This window comes from Streptomyces sp. NPDC051064, assembly GCF_044455985.1.
GTDB lineage: Bacteria > Actinomycetota > Actinomycetes > Streptomycetales > Streptomycetaceae > Streptomyces.
On record NZ_JBITFK010000006.1, the window covers coordinates 83,750 to 108,334 of the forward strand.

At 70.5% G+C, this 24,585-nt stretch carries 22 protein-coding genes and 1 pseudogene; 14 read left to right on the forward strand and 9 right to left on the reverse strand.

Annotated elements, in window-relative coordinates; genetic code table 11:
• Positions 1–87: 87 nt before the first annotated feature.
• The 3 genes from ACIBCU_RS21705 to ACIBCU_RS21715 all read left to right on the forward strand — a co-directional run bounded on the left by ACIBCU_RS21705 (position 88) and on the right by ACIBCU_RS21715 (position 3,882).
• Positions 88–1,662, forward strand: coding sequence for a sigma-70 family RNA polymerase sigma factor (locus ACIBCU_RS21705; RefSeq protein WP_399233207.1), 1,575 nt, complete (start codon positions 88–90; stop codon positions 1,660–1,662).
• A 138-nt stretch (positions 1,663–1,800) separates the two neighbouring features.
• Positions 1,801–3,633, forward strand: coding sequence for an FUSC family protein (locus tag ACIBCU_RS21710; protein ID WP_399233209.1), 1,833 nt, complete (start codon positions 1,801–1,803; stop codon positions 3,631–3,633).
• Positions 3,634–3,657: 24 nt separating this feature from the next.
• Positions 3,658–3,882 (forward strand): VOC family protein, encoded by a 225-nt coding sequence (locus ACIBCU_RS21715; protein WP_362940599.1) that lies wholly within the window; start codon positions 3,658–3,660, stop codon positions 3,880–3,882.
• A gap of 43 nt (positions 3,883–3,925) precedes the next feature.
• On the opposite strand, the gene ACIBCU_RS21720 is transcribed toward ACIBCU_RS21715, so the two are convergent.
• The 3 genes from ACIBCU_RS21720 to ACIBCU_RS21730 form a co-directional block, all read right to left on the reverse strand.
• Entirely contained in the window at positions 3,926–4,267 is a 342-nt protein-coding gene (locus ACIBCU_RS21720; RefSeq protein ID WP_399233211.1) for a hypothetical protein, read from the reverse strand.
• A 36-nt stretch (positions 4,268–4,303) separates the two neighbouring features.
• Positions 4,304–6,034 (reverse strand): cytochrome c oxidase subunit I, encoded by a 1,731-nt coding sequence (ctaD, locus tag ACIBCU_RS21725; protein WP_362940593.1) that lies wholly within the window; start codon positions 6,032–6,034, stop codon positions 4,304–4,306.
• Positions 6,035–6,229: 195 nt separating this feature from the next.
• The gene (locus tag ACIBCU_RS21730; RefSeq protein ID WP_362940590.1) at positions 6,230–6,781 is read right to left on the reverse strand and encodes a glycoside hydrolase family 25 protein; all 552 of its coding nucleotides are present in this window, start codon (positions 6,779–6,781) and stop codon (positions 6,230–6,232) included.
• 188 nt (positions 6,782–6,969) lie between these two features.
• On the opposite strand from ACIBCU_RS21730, the gene ACIBCU_RS21735 reads away from it, so the two are divergent.
• Positions 6,970–7,629, forward strand: coding sequence for an NADPH-dependent F420 reductase (locus ACIBCU_RS21735; protein ID WP_399233215.1), 660 nt, complete (start codon positions 6,970–6,972; stop codon positions 7,627–7,629).
• Between the two features lie 32 nt (positions 7,630–7,661).
• On the opposite strand, the pseudogene ACIBCU_RS21740 reads toward ACIBCU_RS21735, so the two are convergent.
• Positions 7,662–8,090, reverse strand: a pseudogene (locus ACIBCU_RS21740) (radical SAM protein); the annotation flags it as partial.
• 144 nt (positions 8,091–8,234) lie between these two features.
• Here ACIBCU_RS21740 and ACIBCU_RS21745 point away from each other — a divergent pair.
• A complete protein-coding gene (locus ACIBCU_RS21745; RefSeq protein WP_362940584.1) occupies positions 8,235–8,780 on the forward strand; it encodes an SRPBCC family protein in 546 nt (181 codons plus the stop codon).
• Between the two features lie 64 nt (positions 8,781–8,844).
• On the opposite strand, the gene ACIBCU_RS21750 is transcribed toward ACIBCU_RS21745, so the two are convergent.
• The gene (locus ACIBCU_RS21750; RefSeq protein WP_362940581.1) at positions 8,845–9,219 is read right to left on the reverse strand and encodes an STAS domain-containing protein; all 375 of its coding nucleotides are present in this window, start codon (positions 9,217–9,219) and stop codon (positions 8,845–8,847) included.
• A 313-nt stretch (positions 9,220–9,532) separates the two neighbouring features.
• Here ACIBCU_RS21750 and ACIBCU_RS21755 point away from each other — a divergent pair, with 313 nt between their 5' ends.
• Entirely contained in the window at positions 9,533–10,030 is a 498-nt protein-coding gene (locus ACIBCU_RS21755; protein WP_362940618.1) for a MarR family transcriptional regulator, read from the forward strand.
• Between the two features lie 36 nt (positions 10,031–10,066).
• On the opposite strand, the gene ACIBCU_RS21760 is transcribed toward ACIBCU_RS21755, so the two are convergent.
• Complete coding sequence (locus ACIBCU_RS21760) at positions 10,067–11,254, reverse strand: PP2C family protein-serine/threonine phosphatase (protein WP_399233217.1); 1,188 nt, start codon at positions 11,252–11,254, stop codon at positions 10,067–10,069.
• Between the two features lie 253 nt (positions 11,255–11,507).
• On the opposite strand from ACIBCU_RS21760, the gene ACIBCU_RS21765 reads away from it, so the two are divergent.
• Both ACIBCU_RS21765 and ACIBCU_RS21770 read left to right on the forward strand, forming a co-directional pair.
• On the forward strand, positions 11,508–12,392 hold the full coding sequence (locus tag ACIBCU_RS21765) for a SigB/SigF/SigG family RNA polymerase sigma factor (RefSeq protein WP_399233219.1): 885 nt from the start codon (positions 11,508–11,510) through the stop codon (positions 12,390–12,392).
• A gap of 102 nt (positions 12,393–12,494) precedes the next feature.
• Complete coding sequence (locus tag ACIBCU_RS21770) at positions 12,495–13,112, forward strand: TOPRIM nucleotidyl transferase/hydrolase domain-containing protein (RefSeq protein ID WP_362940576.1); 618 nt, start codon at positions 12,495–12,497, stop codon at positions 13,110–13,112.
• A gap of 51 nt (positions 13,113–13,163) precedes the next feature.
• Here the strand turns inward: ACIBCU_RS21770 and ACIBCU_RS21775 are convergent, their stop codons facing one another.
• A complete protein-coding gene (locus tag ACIBCU_RS21775; protein ID WP_362940573.1) occupies positions 13,164–14,063 on the reverse strand; it encodes a pentapeptide repeat-containing protein in 900 nt (299 codons plus the stop codon).
• A gap of 128 nt (positions 14,064–14,191) precedes the next feature.
• Between ACIBCU_RS21775 and ACIBCU_RS21780 the strand changes: the two genes are divergently transcribed.
• The 5 genes from ACIBCU_RS21780 (at position 14,192) to ACIBCU_RS21800 (ending at position 20,199) form a co-directional block, all read left to right on the forward strand.
• Positions 14,192–14,677 carry a hypothetical protein gene (locus ACIBCU_RS21780; protein WP_362940570.1) on the forward strand — a complete coding sequence of 162 codons (486 nt, stop codon included), beginning with the start codon at positions 14,192–14,194 and terminating at the stop codon, positions 14,675–14,677.
• Between the two features lie 90 nt (positions 14,678–14,767).
• Positions 14,768–14,995 (forward strand): hypothetical protein, encoded by a 228-nt coding sequence (locus tag ACIBCU_RS21785; RefSeq protein WP_362940567.1) that lies wholly within the window; start codon positions 14,768–14,770, stop codon positions 14,993–14,995.
• Positions 14,996–15,357: 362 nt separating this feature from the next.
• Positions 15,358–16,524, forward strand: a complete 1,167-nt coding sequence (gene rhaI / locus ACIBCU_RS21790) for an L-rhamnose isomerase (RefSeq protein ID WP_362940564.1) — start codon at positions 15,358–15,360, stop codon at positions 16,522–16,524.
• 65 nt (positions 16,525–16,589) lie between these two features.
• Positions 16,590–18,635 (forward strand): bifunctional aldolase/short-chain dehydrogenase, encoded by a 2,046-nt coding sequence (locus ACIBCU_RS21795; protein ID WP_399233223.1) that lies wholly within the window; start codon positions 16,590–16,592, stop codon positions 18,633–18,635.
• Between the two features lie 82 nt (positions 18,636–18,717).
• Positions 18,718–20,199 (forward strand): rhamnulokinase family protein, encoded by a 1,482-nt coding sequence (locus ACIBCU_RS21800; RefSeq protein ID WP_399233226.1) that lies wholly within the window; start codon positions 18,718–18,720, stop codon positions 20,197–20,199.
• 84 nt (positions 20,200–20,283) lie between these two features.
• Here ACIBCU_RS21800 and ACIBCU_RS21805 read toward each other — a convergent pair whose 3' ends face one another.
• On the reverse strand, positions 20,284–21,342 hold the full coding sequence (locus ACIBCU_RS21805) for an enoyl-CoA hydratase/isomerase family protein (RefSeq protein WP_362940555.1): 1,059 nt from the start codon (positions 21,340–21,342) through the stop codon (positions 20,284–20,286).
• A 178-nt stretch (positions 21,343–21,520) separates the two neighbouring features.
• Here ACIBCU_RS21805 and ACIBCU_RS21810 point away from each other — a divergent pair, with 178 nt between their 5' ends.
• Entirely contained in the window at positions 21,521–23,614 is a 2,094-nt protein-coding gene (locus ACIBCU_RS21810; protein WP_399233228.1) for a SpoIIE family protein phosphatase, read from the forward strand.
• Between the two features lie 148 nt (positions 23,615–23,762).
• Here ACIBCU_RS21810 and ACIBCU_RS21815 read toward each other — a convergent pair whose 3' ends face one another.
• The gene (locus tag ACIBCU_RS21815) at positions 23,763–24,407 is read right to left on the reverse strand and encodes an LAETG motif-containing sortase-dependent surface protein (RefSeq protein WP_362940549.1); all 645 of its coding nucleotides are present in this window, start codon (positions 24,405–24,407) and stop codon (positions 23,763–23,765) included.
• Positions 24,408–24,585: the final 178 nt, after the last annotated feature.

Sequence of the window (24,585 nt, forward strand, 5' to 3'; positions counted from 1 at the left end):
GACCGGATTCCTGTTATCGTCCCCGCCGCACGGCGTCTCCCGAGTGTGGGAAGTGACGGAACAGGACCCCGGAAGAGTGAGCACAGTATGGGCGAGACACGCGAGACGGCGCTGATCAAGGCCGCGCAGAAGGGCGACCCCGAGGCTCAGGACCGGCTCGTCGCGTCCTACCTGCCGCTGGTCTACAACATCGTCGGGCGGGCGCTGAACGGGCACGCGGACGTCGACGACGTGGTCCAGGACAGCGTGCTGCGTATGCTCCGCGGCCTGCCCTCACTGCGTACCCCGAAGAGCTTCCGGTCCTGGTTCGTGGCCATCACCATGAACGAGATACGCGGACACTGGCGTGAGCGCAGGACCGGGGAGATATCCGCGGACCGGATGGACGACGCGTACGACGTCGTCGATCCCGCCGCCGACTTCGTCGAGCTGACGATCGTCCGGCTCGGTCTGACGGGCCAGCGCCGGGAGGCCGCCGAGGCCACGCGGTGGCTCGACGACGACGACCGCGAGCTGGTGTCGCTCTGGTGGCTGGAGACGGCCGGAGAGCTGTCCAGGGCGGAGGTCGCGAGCGCCCTCGACCTGTCTCCCCAGCACACGGCGGTGCGTGTCCAGCGGATGAAGGAGCGCCTGGATGCCTCCCGCGTGGTGGTACGCGCTCTGGTGGCGGACCCGCGCTGTGTCCTGCTCGAGGACCTGACGGCCCACTGGGACGGGGTGCCGTCCGCTCTCTGGCGTAAGCGCCTGGCGCGCCACGCGCGGGAGTGCACGGTGTGCGCCGGGCACCGGTCGGGGCTGGTCCCGGCGGAGGGTCTGCTGGTGGGCCTGGCCCTGGTCCCCATGGCGGCGTCCGCGGGCGGACCGGCGGCGGAGTTCCTGCCGACGGCGTTCCTGCCCGTGGCAGCCCCTGTGTCCGGCCCCGGGCGTGCCGAGCGCCGGCGGGACGGCGTGAGACGGCGCCGGCGCACCACGGTCCTCGCCGGCCTGGCCGCGGTCGCGGTACTGGGAGGCGGAGGGGCCGCCGTCCACCTCGACGAGGGCGAAGACCCGGCGACCGCCGTAGCTCCGCTCACCGGTCCCTCGACACCCGTGACCACGCCGTCGTCGCCCTCCTCCCCCGCGCCCTCGCCCTCCTCGGCGTCGCCGTCGTCTCCGGCGACCACGTCTCCGTCCGCGTCCAGGAGCCGGAGCGCCACCCGCACTCCTGAGAAGACGCAGAGGCCGCGCACGCCCTCCTCCGAGCCGGCTCGGGCCCCTGCACCGAAGGCCTCGTCGGCCCCCTCGGTGGCCGAAGAGGTCATCGCCCTGGTCAACAGCGAGCGGGCGAAGGAGGAGTGCGCGCCGGTGAGTGGCAACAGCCTGCTGACGAAGGCCGCTTCACGTCATTCGGCGGACATGGTGGCACGGGACTACTTCTCCCACACCTCTCCGGACGGCACGGACCCCGGGGCGCGCATCACCGCCGCCGGGTACCGGTGGAGCACGTACGGCGAGAACATCGCGAAGGGCCAGCCGACCGCCGCGGCGGTGATGGACTCCTGGATGAACAGCTCCGGCCACCGGGCGAACATTCTCAACTGCGCCTTCAAGGAGATCGGGATCGGCAGGGAGGACTCGTCCGGCGGCCCGGTGTGGACCCAGAACTTCGGCGCCGCCCTCTGACACCCCCGGTCCGGAACACCGTCATGTCACGGAAACGGGCAGGTAGCACACTCTCCACGTAAGGGATCTACGCTGGGCACGAGCCCAGGCCGAAGGCGTCCGCAGGCGATCTCGTCTTCCCACGCGGACAGGAGCACGGTGCCCACCCCTTCTCTTCTCGCCGGCCGGCTTCCCCCTTGGCTCGCCCATGTGCTGCGCGCCCAGCGCGGACCGGTGCCGTGGAACGCGGTACTGCGCGGGGCGCTGGCCGCGCTGCCGTTGCTCGTGTCGGTCCTCGCCGAGCGGCCGACCGCCGGGGTCCCCGCCGCTCTCGGCGCGATGCTGGCCGGCATCAACGACCGGCCCGGCAGCCGCCGCTCCTCTGTCGCCCGGCTGGGGTTCCCCGCCATGGCGGGGGCAGCGGGTCTGCTGCTCGGCACGGTGATCACGGCGGCTGTCGGCGGTGGCCGGTCCCTGGTTCTTCTGCCGCTCCTGTTCGGGCTGCTGGGTCTGGTCGCGGGGGCGGTCAGTTCCACGGGGCCCGTCGCGTCCGCGTGCGGCACGCAGGTGCTGGTCACAGTCGTGATCGGAGCCGGCATGCCGTTGCCCGAGCCCGGCCCGGTGCGCGCGCTGCTGTTCCTCGCCGGTGCGGGATGGCTCCTCCTGCTCAGGCTGGTCCTCCCGTCGCCGGGCAGCATCGGCAGCGGGCCGTACCGGCTCGACGGGGAGCGGGAGGCGGTCGCCGCGGTGTACGAGGCGGTGGCCGGGCTCCTGAGGGCCACAGGCGGCCCGCGCGCCCGCGCGGGGCGCGCGGCGCTGAGCGCCGCGCTCGACCAGGCGCAGGACGCTCTGTCCGGGCCACGGCTGCGGCGTTACGCGAGCTCCGCGGCGGAGCGTCGGCTGCACGCCCAGTACGCGGCGGCGTTTCCGCTGGCCGAGGCGGCGACCGCGCTGGCGTGGGCCGGGGCCCCGCTGCCGGACAGGATCGTGGAGGGCCCCCGCAGGCTGGCGGCCGCGGTGCGGATCGGCGGCCCCTGCGGGCCGTTGGCGGCTCCGGCCCGTACGGATGCCGGGCTGCGGGCCCTGGACGACGCCCTGCTGCGGGCTGCGGCGGCCTTCGACCGCCCCGCCTCCGCGCCGCCGGGCAGGCGCGGAGCACGCTCGTACGCGTCCGTCCTGCGCCGCGCGTGGAGTGCGGCGGGGCGTGAGTACGGTCTTCGGGTCGGCGTGTGCTGCGCGACCAGTACGGTCGTGGCGCAGTGGCTGCACCACGACCACTGGTACTGGCTGCCCGCCACCACCGTGTTCCTCGTCAAGCCCGATCTCGGGCCGCTGGTCTCGCGCGTGGTGTGCAGGGCCGTGGGTACGGTCGTGGGCGCTGCGGTCTTCGGCGGCGCGGCCCTGCTGGCGTCAAGCCCGTACCCTCTGGTCGCGGCGGTCGCGCTCTGCGGTGCGCTTCTTCCTGTGGCCACCCGTCACTTCGCCGTGCAGACAGCGGTGGTCACCGTCCTCGTGCTGTCCCTCGTCGTGCTGGGCGGTGAACCGCCCGCCTCGTGGGGGCGGGTGGTGGAGTCGCTCCTCGCCTGCGCGACGGTGCTGCTCGTCGGGCACCTCCCGCTGCCGGGCCGGCGGGGCCACGCCGTGCGGGCCGCTCTCGATACGGCGGTGGGGGCGGCGCACCGCTATCTCGGGCATGTCCTGGAAGCCCGGCAGGACCACGACGGAAGGGCGGCACTGCGCCGGGACGCCTACCGGTCGCTGGCGGCGGCCCGTGCGGCGATCGAGCTGTCGGCAGCCGAACTCCCTCCGGTGGCCCGGCACTCGGCCGGTTCCGAGGGTGTGGCCAGCGCGCTGGAAAGGCTCATCGACACCACGACGGCGTGTGCGGTGCAGTTGGAGCACCCGGCCGACGAACTGCCCTCGCCCCACTCCGAACTGCTCGCCGCGCACCTCTCCGAGCTGGACCGGGCATGGGCGGTCCCGGCCCGGTGAGCACGGGTTCCCAGGATGCCGCGCATGATCGCTGAATTGCGGTGTGTGGTGCTGGACTGTCCCGATCCGGCGCGTCTGGCCCGGTTCTGCGCGGCCGGGTTCTGGACCGTGCCCAGGAGCAGGTGCTCGCGCCGGGGGCGACGCTGGTGGACCGCGGGGACCACGCTGGTGGACCGCGGGGACGACGCACGTGGCTGGCGTGTGTTCGCGGATCCGGCCGGGCATCCGTTCTGTCTGCTGCGCCACTGACCTCGGGCGCCTGGATCAGGGGACCAGGCACCCGAGGCCGGGGTCAGCGGCCGATCAGCGTCAGGGCGGCGCAGGTGCCGCCCACCGTGCCGACGGCCAGGACGGACAGCGCCACGCAGCGGGCCCTGAGCCGGTCGTAGCGCGCGGTGTACTCACCCCGGAGTTCATGGGCACGGCCTGCGATCCTTGTGAGCGTGTCCCGGCAGGCCTCGATCCTGTCCGCCGCGTAGACGCGCTCGACGTCCTCACGCTGGGCGCTGGTGAGCCAGGGCAGCGCGTCGGTGAAGCGGCGGGCCTGTCGGCGGGCCTCCTCGACCTCGGCGTTCCAGAGCAGGTAGCCCTCCACCTGAGCCAGGCCCCGGGCACTCTCCTTGTCCGGCTTCACACGGTCCTCCTCTCCTCGGCCCGTCACTCCGGGGGGCTAGGCCTGCTTGTCCCCGGGAGCCACGGTGACCGATTCGTGAGGACGGTTCACCGCATCCTCGAGGGAACGGATCGAGGGGTAGTGCAGGTCGAACGCCGGCGACTCGGAGCGGATCCGCGGAAGGGTCAGGAAGTTGTGCCGCGGGGGCGGGCAGGACGTCGCCCATTCGAGCGAACGGCCGTAGCCCCAGGGGTCGTCGACCTCGATCTTCTTGCCGTACTTGGCGGTCTTCCAGACGTTGTACATGAACGGAAGCATCGACAGTCCCAGCAGGAACGAGGAGATCGAGGAGACCGTGTTCAGGGCGGTGAAGCCGTCGGCGGCGAGGTAGTCCGCGTAACGACGCGGCATGCCCTCGGCGCCCAGCCAGTGCTGCACCAGGAAGGTGCCGTGGAAGCCGATGAACAGCGTCCAGAAGGTCATCTTCCCGAGCCGCTCGTCCAGCATCTTGCCGGTGAACTTCGGCCACCAGAAGTGGAATCCCGCGAACATCGCGAAGACCACGGTGCCGAAGACGACGTAGTGGAAGTGCGCGACGACGAAGTACGAGTCGGAGACATGGAAGTCCAGCGGCGGCGAGGCCAGGATCACGCCGGTCAGACCACCGAAGAGGAAGGTGACCAGGAAGCCGACCGACCAGAGCATCGGTGTCTCGAAGGACAACGACCCCTTCCACATCGTGCCGATCCAGTTGAAGAACTTCACACCGGTCGGTACCGCGATGAGGAATGTCATGAAGGAGAAGAACGGCAACAGCACGCCGCCCGTCACATACATGTGGTGCGCCCACACCGTCGCGGAGAGGCCGGCGATGGCGATCGTCGCAGCGATCAGGCCTACGTAGCCGAAGATCGGCTTGCGACTGAACACCGGAATGATCTCGGAGACGATTCCGAAGAACGGCAGAGCAATGATGTACACCTCCGGATGGCCGAAGAACCAGAAGAGGTGTTGCCAGAGCAATGCACCACCGTTGGCCGCATCGAAGACATGTGCGCCGAATTTACGGTCGGCCTCCAGCGCGAGCAGCGCGGCGGCGAGGACCGGGAACGCCAGGAGGACCAGGACACCGGTCAGCAGGACGTTCCAGGTGAAGATCGGCATACGGAACATCGTCATGCCGGGGGCGCGCATGCAGATGATCGTGGTGATGAAGTTGACCGACCCGACGATCGTGCCGAAGCCGGAGAAGGCCAGACCCATGATCCACAGGTCCCCACCGACGCCCGGCGAGCGGACCGAGTCGGTGAGCGGCGAGTAGGCGAACCACCCGAAGTCGGCCGCACCCTGCGGGGTGAGGAAGCCGGCCACGGCGATCAGCGAGCCGAAGAGGTACAGCCAGTAGGCCAGCATGTTCAGCCGCGGGAACGCCACGTCGGGCGCGCCGATCTGCAGCGGCATGATCCAGTTCGCGAACCCTGCGAACAGCGGCGTCGCGAACATCAGCAGCATGATCGTGCCGTGCATCGTGAATGCCTGGTTGAACTGCTCGTTCGAGACGATCTGCGTACCCGGACGGGCCAGCTCGGCGCGCATGACGAGCGCCAGGACACCACCGACGATGAAGAAGCCGAACGAGGTGATCAGGTACAGCGTGCCGATCGTCTTGTGGTCGGTGGTGGTCAGCCAGCTGATGACCACCTTCCCCGGCTGCCGACGCCGTACAGGCAGTTCGTCCTGGTAGGCGGCATCGGCTTCCGCCGATACTGAGGGACCCCTCGTCGTCACTGCGGCACTCCTTCGGTCGACGGCCGATTGCGGACTCGGCGACCAGGATGGACTCCCCGCGGGGGTACCGCAGGTCATCTCCGTGCGCACTGCACCAGTGGCTGGCAAAGGACACTCCACTGGCCGATGGCCGTGAACCGTGTGTTGACGGGCGCGCCGCCGTCCTGAGGACCGCGCTCAGGAGCCGGTCCCCTCTCAGGCCGTCGCCCAGTCGCGCATCGCCTTCCGTGAGGGGAAGTCGGCCACGTTCTTGTCGAGCGGGTCGTCGGTGTACTGATGGATGCGCCACTCCGCTTCGATCCGTGGTGCGGCCGCCTTGCCGTAGTCGGCGATCCAGAGTCCGTCGCCGGCGTACGAGCTCGTGTCGTGGTTGATCCAGAAGGAGCGGTTGCAGTACAGCAGCACACGGTGATGGGGCCTCAGCCTCTTCACCTCCCGGATGAAGCGGTCCTTGTCCGCGCTGCTCGCGTGCGTGCCCTCGCCCGTCTGTTCCCAGTCGACGGCGAGAAGGTCGCCCTCCTTCTCCGGCGTCTTGTCGAGGAAGTAGTCCGCCTGCTCCTTCGCGTTCCCGGGCCAGAGGAAGTGGTAGAAGCCGACGATGCAGTCGGCGTCCCTCGCGCGCTTCACCTGGCTCTTCAGTCTCGGATTCACATAGGAGCGGCCTTCGGTCGACTTGACGAGGACGAAGTCCGAGCCGTCCGTGTCGTAGTCCGTCTGAAAGGCGCTGACATCTACGCCGTGCAGCACGGGCGCCTCCTCCAAGTGGGGCAGCGTGGTTCCGTTTCCCTCCCCCATACGTGCCCACCCGGAGCCCTCCCATCCGTCACCCGGGTGCTGAACCGATTCGGCACTCCCGGAATAGCGCCCGCACCCCCGGGGTTGGTGATCCGTCGAGACCCTTTCACTCCAAGTCGGCATCGGAAGGTCGGATTTCCATGAAGATCGGCATCATCGGGGCGGGCAACATCGGCGGCAACCTCACCCGGCGTCTCACCGCGCTCGGACACGACGTGTCCGTCGCGAATTCCCGGGGGCCCGAGACGCTCAAGGACCTCGCCGAGGAAACGGGTGCCACAGCGGTCACGGCGGCGGAGGCGGCGCGGGGAGCACAAATCGTCGTGGTGACCGTTCCGCTCAAGTCGGTGCCGGACCTGCCCTCGGGCCTTCTCGACGGCACGACCGGCGATGTCGCCGTCATCGACACGGGCAACTACTACCCGCAGCAGCGTGACGGACGTATCGCGGCCATCGAGGACGGGCTGGCGGAGAGCCGTTGGACCGAGAAGCAGATCGGCCACCCGGTGATCAAGGCGTTCAACGGCACATACGCCCAGGACATCCTCGACAAGGGGCGACCCCAGGGCACACCTGGTCGGCAGGCCCTTCCCGTGGCCGGCGACGACCCTGCGGCCAAGCAGGCGGTCCGGGACCTGATCGACCAGCTGGGCTTCGACACCGTGGACGCGGGCGGCCTCGACGAGTCATGGCGCCAGCAGCCGGGCACGCCCGTCTACGGGAATCGGGGCGACGCCGACGCCATCACGAAGGCGCTGGCCGACGCCTCCCCGGAACGCACCGCCGAGTGGCGGGCCTGATCGCGGTCGTCGCCCGCCTGCCGGGGCGGGCGCATCGGGGGCAGGCCCACGTCGGAGACGCGGATCCCGTCGAGAAAGAGCCCCAGGACTCCGTCGGATCCGGCTGCCACGCGGGACGGAGAGGCAGGGTTGACCTGCACCGACACCACCGCGCGGCGGAGGTCGTAGGGGCCTCCGGTGAGCACGATCTCCTCGGGCGGTCGGCGCAGTGCGGCGGCTCCCAGCTCGGGCAGGGTGCTGTGGTCGAAGGGGAAGATGACATACGACGTGGGTCTGATGTCCCCGTGCTCGTTGTCGCTCAGTGCGGAGTCGTCGAACGCCAAGCCGCCGCGCAGCAGATCCTCCTTGAGGACGGCCTCTCTCGGCACGTGGGGGAACCGCTCCATGAGCTGCTCCACCAGACGCGTCCGGTCGCCGGTGACGGCGGTGCGGGTGGTGCCGGGTTCGCCGGGGCTTGGCATCTGCGAGCTCCTCGGGTCCGGTGGCCTGGACGCTGCTGCGTGTACGCCACACTGTCCAACGAACCAGCACCGTCAAGCGTTCGCAGGTGATCCGCCCGGCTTCTGCGAGACGACCCGGCCGGCCGAGGACCAGGAGTACCTCTCATGCCCCGCACCATGTCCGTATCGGACAGCATCCTGATCCGGGCGGCACCGTCGGCCGTGTACGAACAGCTGAGCGACCCCACGGCGATGGGGCGGTGGAGTCCGGAGAACCGGGGCGCCCGGGTGCTCGGGGACCGCGGGCGAGCACATGTCGGCATGGTCTTCGAGGGCCGCAACAAGCGCGGGGCCTTCCGCTGGACCACCAGGTGCACGGTGACGGCCGCCGACCCGGGCGAGCGGTTCGCGTTCCGCGTGCACGCGATCGGGGTGCGGCGTCCGCGGCTGCCGGGTGCGATCGCGCTGTGGGAGTACCGCTTCGACGCGGTCGACGGCTCCACCCGGGTCACGGAGACCTGGACCGACAACCGGCGGGCATGGCCCGACTTCCTCGCCGACGCCTTCGACCGCGTCGCGACGCGGGGGCATACGTTCGCGGAGTTCCAGCGCGGAAACATCCGTACGACACTGGAGCATCTCAAGGCCGCGATGGAGCGGGACGACACGGCGGAGTCCGGTCTCGTGGAGGACGGCCCGCACCAGGGGTGAGAGGCCGGTGCGGTCCGGTGGAACCACACCGGCCGACCGTGCTCGCGGAGCTCGCCGGCGGCCCTCAGGGGGCTTCGCCGGGCTCCACGATGCGGGTCAGGGCCTCGGCCGTGGTGGGGACCGCGGGAATGAGGACACCGACGCCCGTGATGTCGAGCAGCCTCACGAGGTGTGACGGCGCGGCGGCCAGGCACAGGGACCCGTGCCGGTCCTTCGCGTACCGCAGGATGCCGATCATCGCATTGAGGCCGGAGGAGTCGCAGAACTCCACGGGCTCCAGGTCGAGAACCACGTGAGGTCTCCCCTGTCTGATCAGCTCCAGAGCCCTGGTCCTCAAGGCCGGAACACTGTCCACGTCGATCTCTCCGGCGACGGTGAGGACGGCCACGCTCTCCGCCGGGTACCGGACGGTGAGCTCGAGGGTCTGGCTGTGCGTCATGGGTCTCAGTACTCCAGGCCGGGAGCGGGCCGCCACCGTGGCGGGAGCAGCGATGGCCCGCTGGAAGATCACAGATCGGATGTCAACCGCAGAACCGTACCCTATGACAACTATTGTCATGAGGAAACTGATCAGGGTGTCGGCGGCGACCTCGGAAGCCTGCGGCAGACAGGGGTACGATATTCGGGGCCACGCACGTGTCCTGAACTTTTGTCCTGGCTTTCCATACGAGCGCATCGAATGCCCGGCTCGTTTGCTCGGTCCGGTGGCCAGACGGACGAGTGAGGCGATGCCGGATCGGAGTGTCATCAATATGGGCCTGAACCCCGAACCCGGACAGCGGTCCCGGGATGCGGCCCGTGAGGGTTCCGAATTCGTCGAACTCCTCGAGGTCCTCTGGGAGCACGGACGTGAGGCCGCGCCGACGGGCCCTGTCTCTCCTTCCCAGCTTCGCGTGCTGTACACGCTGGACCGCGAGGAGGGCATCAATCTGCGAATGCTCGCCGAGGCGCTGGGATCAGCCTCCCCGTCGGTCAGCAGGCTGTGCGACCGCCTGCAGGCCACGGGACTCGTGGAGCGCACCCCCAGCCCGGTGAGCCGCCGGGAGCTGGAGCTCCGGCTGACCAGCCACGGCAAGGCGTACCTCGTCGACCTGCGTGCGCGCAGGGAGGAGGTGCTGATGTCCACGATCGACGCCATGCCGGCCAAGGCGCGGCGTTCGCTCCTCGAAGGGCTCAGGGCCTTCCGCAACGCGGCCGCGGCCTCGGGGCAGGACAGCAGCGGCGCGAGACGCCTGCGGTCGACCGGATAGAGACCGGCCGACCGCGCTTCCGCCCACAGGCCCCGGTCACGCGGGCGCGTCGCCGGCGGAGGACAGCCGGCCGAACCAGTCCAGGCAGACCACCAGGGCGTCGTCGTCCAGCGGGGCGGCCCCTCGGTAGTCCCGCAGATCCCGGAGCACTGCCAGCGGCACCTGCTCGGACGGCAGGAAGCGGTGCGCGGACAGCGAGCGCGCGAGGGCACGCTGTCCGTAGCGCTCCCCCGCCTCCGACGCGCTGTCGTAGACACCGTCACTGCCGATCAGCAGCCGGTCGCCCGGTTCCACCCGCAGGTGTTCCGCGACGTACTCCGTCTCCTCGAACATGCCCAGTGGGAGCTGCGCGTCGAAGTCGAGGGATTCGACGGCGCGCCCCCTGAGCCGCCACATCCGGGGGGACCCCGCGTCCACGGCCTCCACCTCCCCCGTTGCCAGGTCGAAGCGCAGCAGGAGGACCGACGCGTGCAGCGCGCCGCGATGCTGGGCGTAGACGGCCTGATCGGCGAGGCTGGCCTGGCCGGGGAGGTCGAGGCCTGCGCGCCGGGCATTACGCAGAGCGTTGACGACGAGGTTGGTCAGCAGGGCCGCCTCCATCCCCTTACCCATGCCGTTGGTGACGGTGAGCGTGAGGTGATGGGCCGACACCGACCAGTCGAAGTTGTCGCCGAAGATGGCGTACGCGGGCTCCAGATGGGCGCCCAGCGCGAATTCGGGCCGGGAGACGGAGCGGCCGGGCAGCAACTGCCACTGCATCTCCGCGGCCAGGGTCAGCCGGGTGGCGCGGCGGGCCAGCAGGTAGAGGTCGGTGTCCCGTTCGGCGACCAGGATCTCGTGGCCGAGCGCTTCGCAGACCTGCTGCATCCCCGCCAGGCCCGCCGGGGTACAGCTGCTCTCCGGCGCCGTGACGGTGAGAACGCCCAGCCGGTCCCCCCGGACGGTCACAGGCAGGTGCACGGTCGCCGGTCCCGGTGCGGGCAGGGGCTCCACGAACGGCTCCTGGGCCCCGAAGGCACGCCCCTGCGGACTGTCATGGATGGGCACCGGTTCGGCGAGCGGCGCCTCGGACACCACCTGAAGCGTGGTCATGCCGTAGTCGGCGAGCCGCAATTCCACACTCTGTACGTCGCACTGCTCCCGCAGAGCCGCCGTGACGACGTCGAGGAGCAGATGGGGTGCGGCCTTACGCAGCTCCCGCTCGACGGCAGCGAATCTGTCCACGTGATCCTGTTTCTCATCGTGCTGCACCGAAAGCCGGGCCCTGGCCGTCGGCCTCCAGCGTACGGGTCCTGTACCCGATCCAGCGCGGCGCGCCCAAGAGGTCGCACCGGTGGCCGGCGTGCTCATCTTACGATGTCCAGGGACAACTGTTTCCACGCAGCAAGAAAAATTCGCGTCATCGAGCATAGGCCCCCCGGGGCGGGGCAGGGGCTGGTCACGAAGTGCGCTCAGTACCAGGGAGGGTGGGAACACAGTGATTCCTGAAAAGACCGCCGGGACCGTATCGGCTGACAAGGCGCCGGCTACGGAGGCTTCGCCGGGACGCATCGGCGAGCTGCCCTGGATCGAGGATGCGGGCAAGGTGGCCCCGAAGGACGCCCGCGCTCTGTCGACCCTGTTCTTCGAGCAGTTGCAGGTCCTCGAGGAGGGCACGCACGAGTACCAGTACGCGCGCAACACCCTCATCGAGATGAACATCTCCCTGGTCCGGTTCGCCGCGCGGCGATTCCGCAACCGGGGCAGTGGCGACATGGAGGACATCACCCAGGTCGGCACGATCGGCCTCATCAAGGCCATCGACCGGTTCGAGCTCTCCCGGGAGGTCGAGTTCGCCACCTTCGCCGTCCCCTACATCGTCGGCGAGATCAAGCGCTTCTTCCGGGACACCACCTGGGCCGTCCATGTCCCCCGGCGTCTGCAGGAACTCCGCGTCGATCTGGCCAAGGCGAAGGACGAGCTCTCCACACACCTGGACCGTGACCCCACGGCCAAGGAACTGGCCGACTTCATGGACCTCACCGAGGACGAGGTCCTCGAGGGCATCATCGCCTCGAACGGCTACACTGCGGGGTCCCTGGACCTTCCGACCGACGGCGGCGAGACCACGGGCAAGGCGTCGCGCACGTTCGCCGACATCCTGGGCGAGCCGGACTCGGCCATGGAGACGGTGGAGAACCTGCACGCCCTGGCCCCGCTCCTCGGGGAACTCGACGAGCGCGAGCGCCGCATCATCGAGATGCGCTTCGGGCAGGAGATGACGCAGTCGCAGATAGGCGCCGAACTGGACGTCTCCCAGATGCACGTCTCCCGTCTTCTCACGCGCACGCTGGGCAAGCTCCGCGCCGGAATGCTCGCCTGACCGCTTCTCGCGTCGGGCGGCCTCGGTGACGAGACGCCGCGCCTGCCGTGCGGGGTCGAATATCCGGTGCCGTACCGGGCGGGGGACGTGCAGACTCACTCCATGACGGACATGCGCGCATTCCGGGACGCGGTCAGCGGCTGGGCGGCCGGCGGCCCCGGTGAACCGGCGAGCGACCTGGCGGCCCGACTGGGGCTGCGGACGGCGGTGCTGCTGGAAGGACCGAGCGACCTCGCGGCAGTCGAGACACTGGCCGAACGGCGTGGCCGGGACCTCACCGCCGAAGGGGTGTGTGTCGTGCCGATGGGCGGGGCCATGAGCATCGGCCGCTATGCCGGTCTTCTCGGGCCGCCCGGTCTCGGTCTGCGCCTGCGAGGACTGTGCGACGAGCGCGAACAGCGCTTCTACGACCGCGGACTGCGGCGGGCGAGGGCTCCGCACGGGGGCTTCTTCGTGTGCGTGGCAGACCTGGAGGACGAGCTCATCCGCGCGCTGGGCACGGCGCGGGTCGAGGAGGTCATCCGGGCCGAGGGCGATCTGCGGGCCTGGCAGACCTTCCTGCGGCAGCCCGCACAGCACGGCAGGCCCCGGCAGCAGCAGTTGCGGCGTTTCCTGGGCACGAAGAAGGGCCGCAAGATCCGATACGGCCGTCTCCTGGTGGAGCCGCTCGGCCCCCGGGAGGTACCGGCTCCGCTCGACGACCTCGTCAGAAGTCTGTGACCGTCCCCCGCCCATGTGAACCGGTGCTCGCGCACCGGGACCGGGGCGCCCTCACGTACGGCGACGAGCCCGGCGGCCGGCGTGGGGTGCCGAGGTGGATCCGGGACTGCTCACCGGCCAGTGGGGAGGCCGGGTCAGGGAGCCCGGCAGCTTCGTGGCGGCGTTGCCCCGCGCCGCGTTCAGCTGCGCCTGGGTGAGGAAGAGGGCGCCGCTGAGGTCGGCGTCGGAGAGGTCGGCGTCCCGGAAGTCGGCGCCGATGAGCTCCGCGCGGCGGAGGTCGGCTCCGCGCAGGTCGGCCGCGATGAGGTACGCCCCTCGGAGTTCGGCGCCGCGAAGATCGGCGCCCCTGAGCTGGGCGCCGATGAGGTCGGCACCTCGTCGGTTGCGCTTCCCGCGCCCGGGGACCGTGACGCGTTCGAGTTCACCGGCGCGCAGCAGCAGGGCCGCCGTCCTGTCCCGGTGTGCGGAAACGTCCAGTTCCGCGAGCTCCTCGGCGGGCAGGCGAGTGAGGCGGTCGGTCGCCCCGAGGGCGTCGCGGAGATCTGCGTACAGGCTCGCGGCCGCAGGCAGGGTGAGCGCTTCGGTGAGATACCAGAGCAGTTCGTGGAGCTGCCTCATCACCGGGAAGACCTGGAACATCTGCTGGGCAGTGTCCGCGGCCGTCCGCCAGTCCCGGCCGGCGTAGGTCTCCTGGGACACCTTCTGGCCCGCACCGAAGCAGTCGTAGACGGTGCAGCCGGAGAAGCCTTCGGGGCGCAGCCGGGTGTGTATGCCACAGCGGAAGTCGTCCGCCAGGTTGGGGCAGGGGCTTCCCGCCTCCTTGTTGATCGCGAAGTCCGCCGACGCGGTGAGCGTCAGCGCGACGCAGCAGAGCCCGAAGCAGTTCGCGCAGTCCGCGCGCAGGGCGGGGCGTTCGGTGACGGGTGCGGCTGTCGGGTCGTCGTCGGGCACGTGCCTGGTTCCTCCGGTGAGCGGTTTCCGCCAAGCTTACGGCCGTAGGCGACTCCGGCGGCGCGCCCTCTGTCGGTGCAGCGGCGCACACTTGGCAACAGGGCCCGGCACCGGCGAGGGGACAGGACATGAGCGCGTCGCGGGAACAGGGGAGAGGATTCGAGCCCGCCACGGGCGACGGCCCCGAGACCGGTGGAACCCGGGACGGGCGCGCCGGGGAGGTCCGGACCGCCTTCGAGGGACTGCTTCAGATCAGGCGGCTGACCGGCGCGGGGCGCGCGGACTCCGAAAGTATGCCGGCCCCCTGGGAGCTGCACCGGCCGCTACGGGCCGTGGCGTTGGCGCTGGAGGCCGCCGGCATACCCGCGTCGGCCGTCGCCCCGTCCGGTGAGCGGTCGGCCGTGGGCTACCGCGTGTGCGAGGGCGAGACGTCCGGCTCCGTGCGCGTCGAGTGGGCAGGTCCGCCGGGTAGTGGCGCGGCACACGACGAGGAGGAGGCGCTGGCCGGGTGCGCCACCGTGCTGCGACGGCTGGGGTGGACGGCCCTGCTCTACCGCGGTCCGCGCAGGCGGCGCTTCCTCGAGGTCGAACCCCCGGCTGCGGCCCGGTCCTGACGCCTCTCCGCAGCGGGCGCGAGAGCGTTGTCAGACCCATGAGGGATGCTTGACGGTCCGACACCTTCTGACTGACCGGGAGATGCTGAGATGCACGAAGCCGAAATCGCCGCGGCACAGGCGTACGTCCGTTTACTGGCCGCCACGCGCGCCGCGCTCGCCGACCCGGCCGACGCCCCTCTGTACATGCCGCTGCTCGCCTCCCCGATCGAGGAGGCCGACGAGGCCCTGCGCAGCGCGGGCCTCGCGGGGAACGAGGACCGGCTCTTCGCTCTCGTACGGAAGCTCCAGCCGAGCTTGACGGGTTCCGGCCGCTGACGGTTCCCAGGTCGCGGTAGGTGCCCCGTCCCGAGCGGAGGACCGGCCGAGCATGTGGCCGGGGGTCTTCCGGGGCGCCCGCCGCGGCGGGCCGTCCGCGACCGGCCGCTCGGAGGAGCCCTTCGTCCGGTCGTTCGGGCGAGCCACCACGCTCTCGACGAGCGTCGAGCAGGCCGCGCCGGGTCGGATCCGCCAGAGCTTCGAGCGTCGGCTCCCCATCGCGATGAATTGATTCAAACCCCGGAGAAACTGGACTGGCCGCTTGACTAGTGCAGTGCCCAAACCTAGCGTACGTTCCGGATGAAACGATTCACATCCCCGATCCTGACCGGTCGCCGGATGACTCTGCTTACGAGGTGTTCATGTCTGATGTGTCGGCCGTCAAGGCAGCTCTGAAGTCTCAGGTCATCGAGACGCCCTCCTGGGGTTACGGCAACTCCGGAACCCGTTTCAAGGTCTTCGCCCAGCCCGGTGTCCCGCGCGACCCGTTCGAGAAGCTTGCGGACGCGGCTCAGGTGCACAGCTTCACCGGGGTCGCCCCGAAGGTGTCGCTGCACATTCCCTGGGACAGGGTGGAGGACTACGCGGCGCTGACCCGGCACGCCGAGGAGCTCGGGCTGCGGATCGGTGCGATCAACTCCAATGTCTTCCAGGACGACGACTTCAAGCTGGGCTCGGTGACCCACCCGGACCCGAAGGTCCGCCGCAAGGCCACCGATCACCTGCTCGAATGCGTCGACATCATGGACGCCACCGGATCCCCCGACCTCAAACTGTGGTTCTCGGACGGCACCAACTACCCCGGCCAGGACGACATCGTGGGTCGCCAGGACCGCCTGGCCGAAGCCCTCGCCGAGGTGTACGAGCGGCTCGGAGACGACCAGCGGATGCTGCTGGAGTACAAGCTCTTCGAGCCCGCCTTCTACACGACCGACGTCCCGGACTGGGGCACCTCGTACGCCCACTGCCTCAAGCTCGGGCCGAAGGCCCAGGTCGTCGTCGACACCGGCCATCACGCACCGGGCACGAACATCGAGTTCATCGTCGCGTTCCTGCTGCGCGAGGGGAAGCTCGGCGCCTTCGACTTCAACTCCCGCTTCTACGCGGACGACGACCTGATGGCAGGCGCCGCCGACCCGTTCCAGCTGTTCCGGATCATGCACGAGGTCGTCAAGAACGGCGGCCTCGAGACCGGGACCAACGTCAACTTCATGCTTGACCAGTGCCACAACATCGAGGCCAAGATCCCGGCCGTCATCCGCTCGGTCACCAATGTCCAGGAAGCGACCGCCAAGGCACTGCTGATCGACGCGGAGGCGCTGACGGAGGCGCAGCGTTCCGGTGATGTCCTTGCCTCCAACGGAGTGCTGATGGACGCGTTCAACACAGACGTACGGCCGCTGCTCGCCGAGGTCCGGGAAGAGCTCGGCCTGGCGCGCGACCCGTTCGCCGCCTACCTAGCCTCCGGCAACCAGGAGCGCATCGCCGCCGACCGCGTCGGCGGAGAGCAGGCGGGCTGGGGCGCCTGAGCCCCGCTCCCCCGCCTGCGTACGTCCAGCCGCACCCGCCCGACCCTCTTCGCGAAGGAACCCTCATGACGTCCGCGACGCACGCCGAAGTCGCCGCGCTCCTGGAGCGCGCCCACCGGATCGGCTCCGACCCCCGTAACACCAACTACGCCGGTGGCAATGCCTCGGCCAAGGCGACGGAGACCGACCCGGTCACCGGCGGCGAGGCCGAACTGCTCTGGGTCAAGGGCTCGGGCGGCGACCTCGGCACGCTGACCGAGGCCGGCCTCGCCGTGCTCCGGCTGGACCGGGTGCGAGCGCTCAAGGACGTGTACCCGGGGGTGGAGCGCGAGGACGAGATGGTCCCGGCGTTCGACTACTGCCTGCACGGCAAGGGGGGCGCCGCCCCGTCGATCGACACCGCGATGCACGCGCTGGTCGAGGCGGCGCATGTCGACCACCTGCACCCGGACTCCGGCATCGCTCTGGCGTGCGCCGCCGACGGCGAGAAGCTGACCGCCGAGTGCTTCGGTGACAAGGTCGCCTGGGTGGGCTGGCGCCGGCCCGGCTTCCAGCTGGGTCTCGACATCGCTGCCGTCAAGGAGGCCAATCCGCAGGCGGTCGGTGTCGTCCTGGGCGGTCACGGCATCACGGCCTGGGGTGACAGCTCCGAGGAGTGCGAGCGCAACGCCCTCTGGATGATCCGGACCGCCGAGACCTTCCTCGAGGACCATGGCAGGCCCGAGCCGTTCGGCCCCGTACTCCTCGGCCGGGAAGCCCTGGAGGAGGGGGCGCGCCGGGAACGGGCCGCGGCCCTCGCTCCGGTGATCCGCGGGCTGGCGTCCAAGGACCGGCCGCAGGTCGGGCACTTCACCGACGCGGCACCTGTGCTGGACTTCCTCTCGCGGGCCGAGCACCCCCGTCTCGCCGCTCTCGGCACCTCCTGCCCGGACCACTTCCTCCGTACGAAGGTCAGCCCGCTGGTCCTCGATCTGCCTGCCGACGCTCCGCTGGAGGAGGCGGTGGCCCGGCTCGAGGTGCTCCACGGGGAGTACCGGGAGGCGTACCGCGCGTACTACGAGCGCCATGCGGTGCCCGGCTCGCCCGCGATGCGTGGAGCGGACCCGGCGATCGTGCTGGTGCCCGGTGTCGGCATGTTCTCGTTCGGCAAGGACAAGCAGACCGCCCGGGTCGCCGGGGAGTTCTACCTCAACGCCATCAATGTGATGCGGGGCGCCGAGGCCGTCTCCTCGTACGCGCCGATCGAGGAGTCCGAGAAGTTCCGGATCGAGTACTGGGAGCTGGAGGAGGCAAAGCTCCGCCGCATGCCGAAGCCCAAGGCTCTGGCGACGCGGGTCGCGCTGGTCACCGGAGCGGGGTCGGGCATCGGCAAGGCCATCGCGCACCGCCTCGTCGCGGAGGGCGCGTGTGTCGTCGTCGCGGATCTGAACACCGTGAACGCGGCGGCTGTCGCCGAGGAGCTCGGCGGTCCGGACAAGGCAGTCGCGGTGACCGTGGATGTCACGTCCGAGGAGCAGATCGCCGAAGCGTTCAAGGCCGCCGCACTGGCCTTCGGCGGTGTCGACCTGGTCGTGAACAACGCGGGGATCTCCATCTCCAAGCCCCTGCTGGAGACCACGGCCCGGGACTGGGACCTGCAGCACGACATCATGGCGCGCGGTTCGTTCCTGGTGTCCCGCGAGGCGGCGAGGGTGATGCGGGCCCAGGATCTCGGCGGCGACATCATCTACATCGCGTCCAAGAACGCCGTGTTCGCGGGCCCGAACAACATCGCGTACTCGGCCACCAAGGCAGACCAGGCACACCAGGTACGTCTGCTGGCGGCGGAGCTGGGAGAGCACGGCATCCGGGTCAACGGGGTCAACCCGGACGGGGTGGTGCGGGGTTCCGGAATCTTCGCGGCCGGCTGGGGAGCCCAGCGCGCGGCGACCTACGGCATCGAGGAGGAGAAGCTGGGCGAGTTCTATGCCCAGCGCACGATCCTCAAGCGCGAGGTGCTCCCGGAGCATGTGGCCAACGCCGTCTTCGCCCTGACCGGTGGGGACCTCACCCACACCACCGGCCTCCACATCCCCGTCGACGCCGGTGTGGCGGCGGCGTTCCTGCGCTGACCACGTGCCACCCCGCCGCGCCCCGGATGTTGTTCCGTGCACACCCGGGGCGCGGCTCCGGCCGGATCGGATGAGATTTTCCATGTCTGCGACTTCACGGCACGACCCGGTGTTCGCCGCGGTGGACCTGGGCGCCACCAGCGGCCGGGTGATCACCGGCAGGGTGGGCCCCGACGAGCTGGAACTGACCGAGGCACACCGCTTCGCCAACACGCCGGTGCGGCTCCCCGACGGGCTGCACTGGGACGTACTCGCCCTGTACCAGGGCATGCTGGACGGGCTGCGCGCGGCTGCGCGCAGCGGCCCCGTGGCCTCGGTGGGCGTGGACACCTGGGCCGTGGACTACGGTCTGCTGGATTCGGACGGGTCACTCCTCGGCCTGCCGTTCCATTACCGCGACGCGCGTAACGCGAAGGCCGCCGAGGAGGTCATGGCGCGTTTCGACGCGCAGGAGCTGTACGGCATCGGCGGGCTGCAGCATCTCCCGTTCAACACGGTCTTCCAGCTGGCCGCCCACCGTTCGACGGCCCAGTGGCCGGCGGCCAGGACGCTGCTGCTGATGCCCGATCTCCTGGTCTACTGGCTGACGGGGTCGGTGGGCGCGGAAGTGACGAACGCGTCGACGACCGCTCTGTTCGACGCGCGGACCGGTGACTGGTCCGATGCGCTGATCGGGCGGCTGGGGCTGGAGCGTTCGCTGTTTCCCGCCCTGCGCGAGCCGGGCGAACGGGCGGGCACCCTGCTTCCGCACGTGGCCGGGTTCACCGGCCTGCCGGGGGACACACCGGTGACGACCGTCGCCTCGCACGACACGGCCTCAGCTGTGGCCGCTGTCCCCGCCACCGAACCGGGGTTCGCGTATGTGTCGTGCGGCACCTGGTCGTTGGCCGGGCTCGAACTGGACGCACCGGTGCTGACCGAGGAGTCGAGGGCCGCGAATTTCACCAACGAACGCGGTGTGGACGGCACGGTGCGCTATCTCCGCAACATCATGGGGATGTGGCTGCTGGAGGAGTGCCGCCGGACGTGGGAGCGCGACGGTACGCCGACGGGCCTCGTCGGTCTCCTCGCGGACGCGGCGCGTGCACGGCCGTTCGCCGCAGTGATCGACCCGGATGATCCGGTGTTCCTGGCGCCGGGTGACATGCCGTCGCGGATCGACGCGGCTCTCATCCGGACCGGGCAGGTGACGCCGGGCAGCCCCGGTGGTTATGTGCGGTGCGTGCTGGAGAGTCTGGCGCTGGCCCATCGCAGGACGCTGCGCGAGGCCGCCGCGCTGGCGGGCCGCGAGCTGACACGGATCCATCTGGTGGGCGGAGGTTCGCGCAACGAGCTGCTGTGCCAGTGGACCGCGGACGCCACCGGTCTGCCGGTCACCGCGGGTCCCGCCGAGGCCACCGCACTGGGCAATGTACTGCTCCAGGCGCGGGCGCACGGGCTGGTGGGCGAGCTGACGGACATGCGCGGGCTGGTCGCACGCACGCAGGAACTGCGTCATTACACCCCGCAGGGGGACCAGGAAGCCTGGGACCGCGCGGCGGACCGGCTGACGGTACGCGTATGAGCAGATCCCCTGGTCACCTCCGCCGACGGCCGGCGGCGGCCAGGGGATCCGATGCGTGGACGGCCGGGTTGGGCGCGTGGCCGGTCAGATCGAGGCCAGTCCCAGTTCCTGGTCGGCGAGCGGCTCGAAGTGGCGGGCGACCTCGGCGTCGGTGACCTCGCGGGCGTCGGCGGGACTCCATCGCGGGGTGCGGTCCTTGTCGATGATCCGGGCGCGCACGCCCTCCACCAGGTCATGCCCGGTGAACGCCCGGCAGGACACACGGAACTCCTGGTCGAGGGCGGCTTCGAGGCTGCTGAGCCGCCCGGCCCGCCGCACGGCGGCGAGAGTGACCTTGAGCGCGGTGGGTGATGCGGTGAGGAGGGCGTCCGCGGTCTCCTTCGCGGCGGGCAGTCCGCTGTCGACCAGCCGGTCGATGATCTCCTCGACGGTGTCGGCGGCGTAGCAGTCGTCGATCCACGCGCGGTGAGCGGCCAGCTCTCCTTCCGGCGCGTCGGTCGCGTACCGCAGCACCGTGTCCGTCACCTCGGCGGGTGTCGTGCTCCCGGCGAGCGCGGTGGTGAGGTCGGCGAGGTGGTGCGACGGGACGAAGTGGTCGGCCAGCCCGCACAGGATGGCATCGGCGGCGTCGACTGCCCGGCCGGTGAGTGCGAGGTGGGTGCCGAGCTCGCCCGGTGCGCCGGCCAGCAGGTATGTACCCCCGACGTCGGGGACGAAGCCGATCCCGGTCTCGGGCATGGCGACGCGTGAGCGCTCGGTGACGACGCGCACGTCGCCATGGGCCGATACGCCCACCCCTCCGCCCATCACGATGCCGTCCATGAGCGCCACGTACGGTTTGGGGAACCTGGCGATCCGGGCATTGAGACGGTACTCGTCACGCCAGAAGTCCACGGACGCGCGTCGGCCCGCGCGGGCGTCCTCGTAGATCGACCGGATGTCGCCGCCGGCGCAGAGGCCCCTCCCGCCGGCTCCGCCGATCACGACGGCGGTGACCGCGTCGTCGTCCGCGGCCAGGGTCAGCGCCTCGTCGACCGCGCGCACCATGGTGTGGGTGAGCGCGTTCAGTGCCCGGGGGCGGTTGAGGGTGATGTGCAGGACGTGGCCCTCGGTGTGCAGCAGGACGGGCTCATCGTCGTTCATGTGTGCGCTCCGGTCAGCCGTGGACGATCTCTGCGTGCCATTCTGCGACGCCCGTCGCGGGGTCCCGGCACGGGGTCTCCCGTGATACCGCTGTGGCACTCCGGCATCGCGGGCTCGACAATTGAGATCTACGGGCCGCGACGTCCAGCAGCCCCGCCGGACGATCTCCGGAGCAGGCATGACCGACTCTTCACGGCGAGCAGACGACGACGCAGCGTCGCGGCTCCGGATCGACCGGTGCAGCGCCGGTGAGACCGGGACCGCGGAGCGCCTCGCCATGAACCGGACCGGAAGCTTCGAATGGGATCTGGACGCCCGGACCCTGGACGTCGACGACGCGGGACTGTTGGTCTTCGGCCTCGATCCCGCGACTTTCGAGGCGCGGCCGGGGGCGGTGCTGGAGCAGCTGGACGCGACGGAGAGCGCGCGCCTGAACGCCGCGATCCAGGAGGCGATCTCCGGCGGGAGCAGCTCCTACAGCGTCCACTTCCAGGTGCCCCTGCAGGACGGGGCGCGCCAATGGACGCACGTCCAGGCGCGGATCCTGCGGTCCGGGGACGGCCGGGCACACCGCGTCATCGGTGTGGTGCGGGACGCGACGTCCGAGGTCACCCATTCGGCCTTCGTGCTGGATCTGGAAAAGCGGCGCCGCCGCCAGACGAGCATCGTCGAACGCACCACCGCCGCGATGTCACGTGCGGTGACCGTGGACGACGTCACCGCCGCGCTCACCGGTCCGGGCGGCCTGGTCGGCGTCGGGGCGGACGGGCTGGCGCTCGGGCTGGTGGAGAACTCCGCGCTCAAGATCATCGCACTGAGCGGTGACTCGGTGGAGGTTCTCGAAGGCCTGGGCTCCGGGCAGCTCGACGCGGCGCTCCCGCTCGGGGACACCATCCTCAGCGGGCGCCCCCGTTTCATCACCTCGCTCGGCTCACTGATCCGGCGCTACCCGGCGCTCGAGCCGCACATCGGAGAGCTGAACTTCCGGGCCGTCGCCTACCTTCCGCTGATAGCTCAGGCCCGCTCGCTGGGGGGACTCGCCCTCTTCTACCGGGACCGCACGGTCTTCAGCGCGGACGAGCGGATCCTGTGCCTGGGGCTGGCCGCCATCGTGGCCCAGTCCCTGCAGCGGGCGATCCTCTTCGACGAGGAGCGCGAATTCGCCACCGGGCTCCAGTCGGCGATGCTTCCGCGCCGGATCCAGGAGATCGAGGGCGGCGAGATCGCGGTCCGCTACCACGCCGCGTGGAGCGGACGCGAGGTCGGCGGCGACTGGTACGACGTGATCACCCTGCCCAGAGGCCGCATCGGCATCGTGGTGGGCGATGTTCAGGGACACGACACGCACGCGGCGGCGATCATGGGCCAGCTGCGTATCGCCCTGCGCGCGTACGCCGCCGAGGGGCATCCTCCGGCGACCGTGCTGGCGCGGGCCTCCCGCTTCCTCGCCGAGCTGGACACCGACCGGTTCGCGACATCGACGTACGCGCAGGTCGACCTCGCCACGGGGGCGGTGCGCGTGGCGCGCGCCGGGCACTTCGGGCCGCTGATCAGGCATACCGACGGGCGGGTCGGTGTCCCTCAGGTGCGCGGGGGTCTTCCGCTGGGGATCTCCACGGATTTCCGGGACGAGGAGTATCCGGAGACACGCCTGGACCTGGTGCCGGGCGAGACCCTCGTCCTGTACACGGACGGCCTGGTCGAGGAACCGGGGGCCGACGTCGACACGGGGGTGGCGGCGCTGATCCACGAGGTGAGCGACGGGCCCGACGGCGCCGAGGCGCTGGCCGACCATCTGTCGGACCGGCTGTGGGAGCGGTGGGGTTCGGGCGACGACGTGGCACTGCTGGTCCTGAGACGCAGCCCGGATCTCGGGTCTCCGCGTGCGCCCCGGCTGCACCAGTACGTCCATCAGGCGGACCCCCAGGGCCTGTCGGAGGCCCGGTCCATCGTCCGTCAGGCACTGACGGACTGGGAGCTCGCCGGACTGGCGGACGACGCGGAGCTGGTCACCGGGGAGTTGCTGGTCAATGTGCTGCTGCATACGGAGGGCGGGGCGGTACTGACGCTGGAGGTCCTGCCGGAACCCGTGCGGCGCATCAGGCTGTCGGTCCAGGACCGCTCCAGCGTCTGGCCGCGGCGGCGCACTCCGGGCGAGACGTCGACCTCGGGACGTGGTCTGCTGCTGCTCGACGCGGTTGCCGAACGCTGGGGCATCGAGCCCCGGGGAGAAGGCAAGGCCGTCTGGTGCGAGATCGGTCCCGCCTCCTGATCCTCCGACTGCGGAGGCGGCTGGTGCGCGGCTACGGAGCGGCGGGCGGCGCTGCGGTGGAACGGCGCGGGGGCGCACCGCAACGGAGTTGATGCGGTGCGCCCCCGCCCGGCCCGCGGGTGTTCTGCCACCACCGTGCCGGGATGCGTCAGTGCTGCGCGCTGCGGCGCTTACGGACGGACCACAGGATGCCGCCGCCGGCGAGCAGAACCGCGAGAGCGGCTCCGCCGATGACGGGAGTGGCGGACGACGAACCGGTCTCGGCCAGGTCCGGCGCGCTGGCGCTCGGCTTCGCGGGGGCCGGTGCGGCCTCCGTGGCGGTCTCGCTCGGCGTAGCACTGGGCTCGGGGGCCTCCGAGGCCGGCGGCTCCGTGCTCGGGGTCTCCGAAGGCGTCGCCTCGGTCGGGGTGGGCGACGGGGTGTCGTCCTCACACACCGGAGCGGTCTTCGTGGCGTCGACGGAGTACGTGTCGCTGTCCCCGGCCTTGACGACGAGGCGGACAGTCAGCTCCTTGTCGTGCTCCGGGAGCTGGAGCGGCGTCTTCGTGCTGAAGTCGCGGCCGAACTGGGTCGTGGCAAGCAGATCGTCCCCGCCCACGACGGAAACGGTCACCTCGTTGGTGGCGTCGGCCGAGTAGGCCGTCAGGTTGAGCGTCACTTCGGAGCAGGTCACGGCCCAGGTGGGGGTGTGAGCTGCGGCCGGTCCTGCGGAGAGGACTCCGCCGGCCAGGCCGACTACCGCGGCGGCCGCGAATGCTCCCGCGCCGCGCCACGATCTCCTGGGTATGGTCATGGATTCTTCCTCCATATGAGTTCACCGCTGAGATGGCGGTGGGCGCACAGTACTGCTCCCCATCCCAGGGGGCGCACCCGCCCCATGCCTCAGCTGTGCGCCAACCGCGCCCAGATCACCGCTACTTGTGACATGACGGACACGCCAGGATGGCCGGAAGCCACTGCGCTCACAGTCC

Bases quoted from the DNA above. Each gene is read 5' to 3' on its own strand.
- ACIBCU_RS21705 (WP_399233207.1), top strand. From the start codon at position 88: ATGGGCGAGACACGCGAGACGGCGCTGATCAAGGCCGCGCAGAAGGGC.
- ACIBCU_RS21715 (WP_362940599.1), top strand. From the start codon at position 3,658: ATGATCGCTGAATTGCGGTGTGTGGTGCTGGACTGTCCCGATCCGGCG.
- ACIBCU_RS21735 (WP_399233215.1), top strand. From the start codon at position 6,970: ATGAAGATCGGCATCATCGGGGCGGGCAACATCGGCGGCAACCTCACC.
- ACIBCU_RS21745 (WP_362940584.1), top strand. From the start codon at position 8,235: ATGCCCCGCACCATGTCCGTATCGGACAGCATCCTGATCCGGGCGGCA.
- ACIBCU_RS21750 (WP_362940581.1), bottom strand. From the start codon at position 9,219: ATGACGCACAGCCAGACCCTCGAGCTCACCGTCCGGTACCCGGCGGAG.
- ACIBCU_RS21755 (WP_362940618.1), top strand. From the start codon at position 9,533: ATGGGCCTGAACCCCGAACCCGGACAGCGGTCCCGGGATGCGGCCCGT.
- ACIBCU_RS21770 (WP_362940576.1), top strand. From the start codon at position 12,495: ATGACGGACATGCGCGCATTCCGGGACGCGGTCAGCGGCTGGGCGGCC.
- ACIBCU_RS21780 (WP_362940570.1), top strand. From the start codon at position 14,192: ATGAGCGCGTCGCGGGAACAGGGGAGAGGATTCGAGCCCGCCACGGGC.
- ACIBCU_RS21785 (WP_362940567.1), top strand. From the start codon at position 14,768: ATGCACGAAGCCGAAATCGCCGCGGCACAGGCGTACGTCCGTTTACTG.
- rhaI (WP_362940564.1), top strand. From the start codon at position 15,358: ATGTCTGATGTGTCGGCCGTCAAGGCAGCTCTGAAGTCTCAGGTCATC.
- ACIBCU_RS21795 (WP_399233223.1), top strand. From the start codon at position 16,590: ATGACGTCCGCGACGCACGCCGAAGTCGCCGCGCTCCTGGAGCGCGCC.
- ACIBCU_RS21800 (WP_399233226.1), top strand. From the start codon at position 18,718: ATGTCTGCGACTTCACGGCACGACCCGGTGTTCGCCGCGGTGGACCTG.
- ACIBCU_RS21805 (WP_362940555.1), bottom strand. From the start codon at position 21,342: ATGAACGACGATGAGCCCGTCCTGCTGCACACCGAGGGCCACGTCCTG.
- ACIBCU_RS21810 (WP_399233228.1), top strand. From the start codon at position 21,521: ATGACCGACTCTTCACGGCGAGCAGACGACGACGCAGCGTCGCGGCTC.
- ACIBCU_RS21815 (WP_362940549.1), bottom strand. From the start codon at position 24,407: ATGACCATACCCAGGAGATCGTGGCGCGGCGCGGGAGCATTCGCGGCC.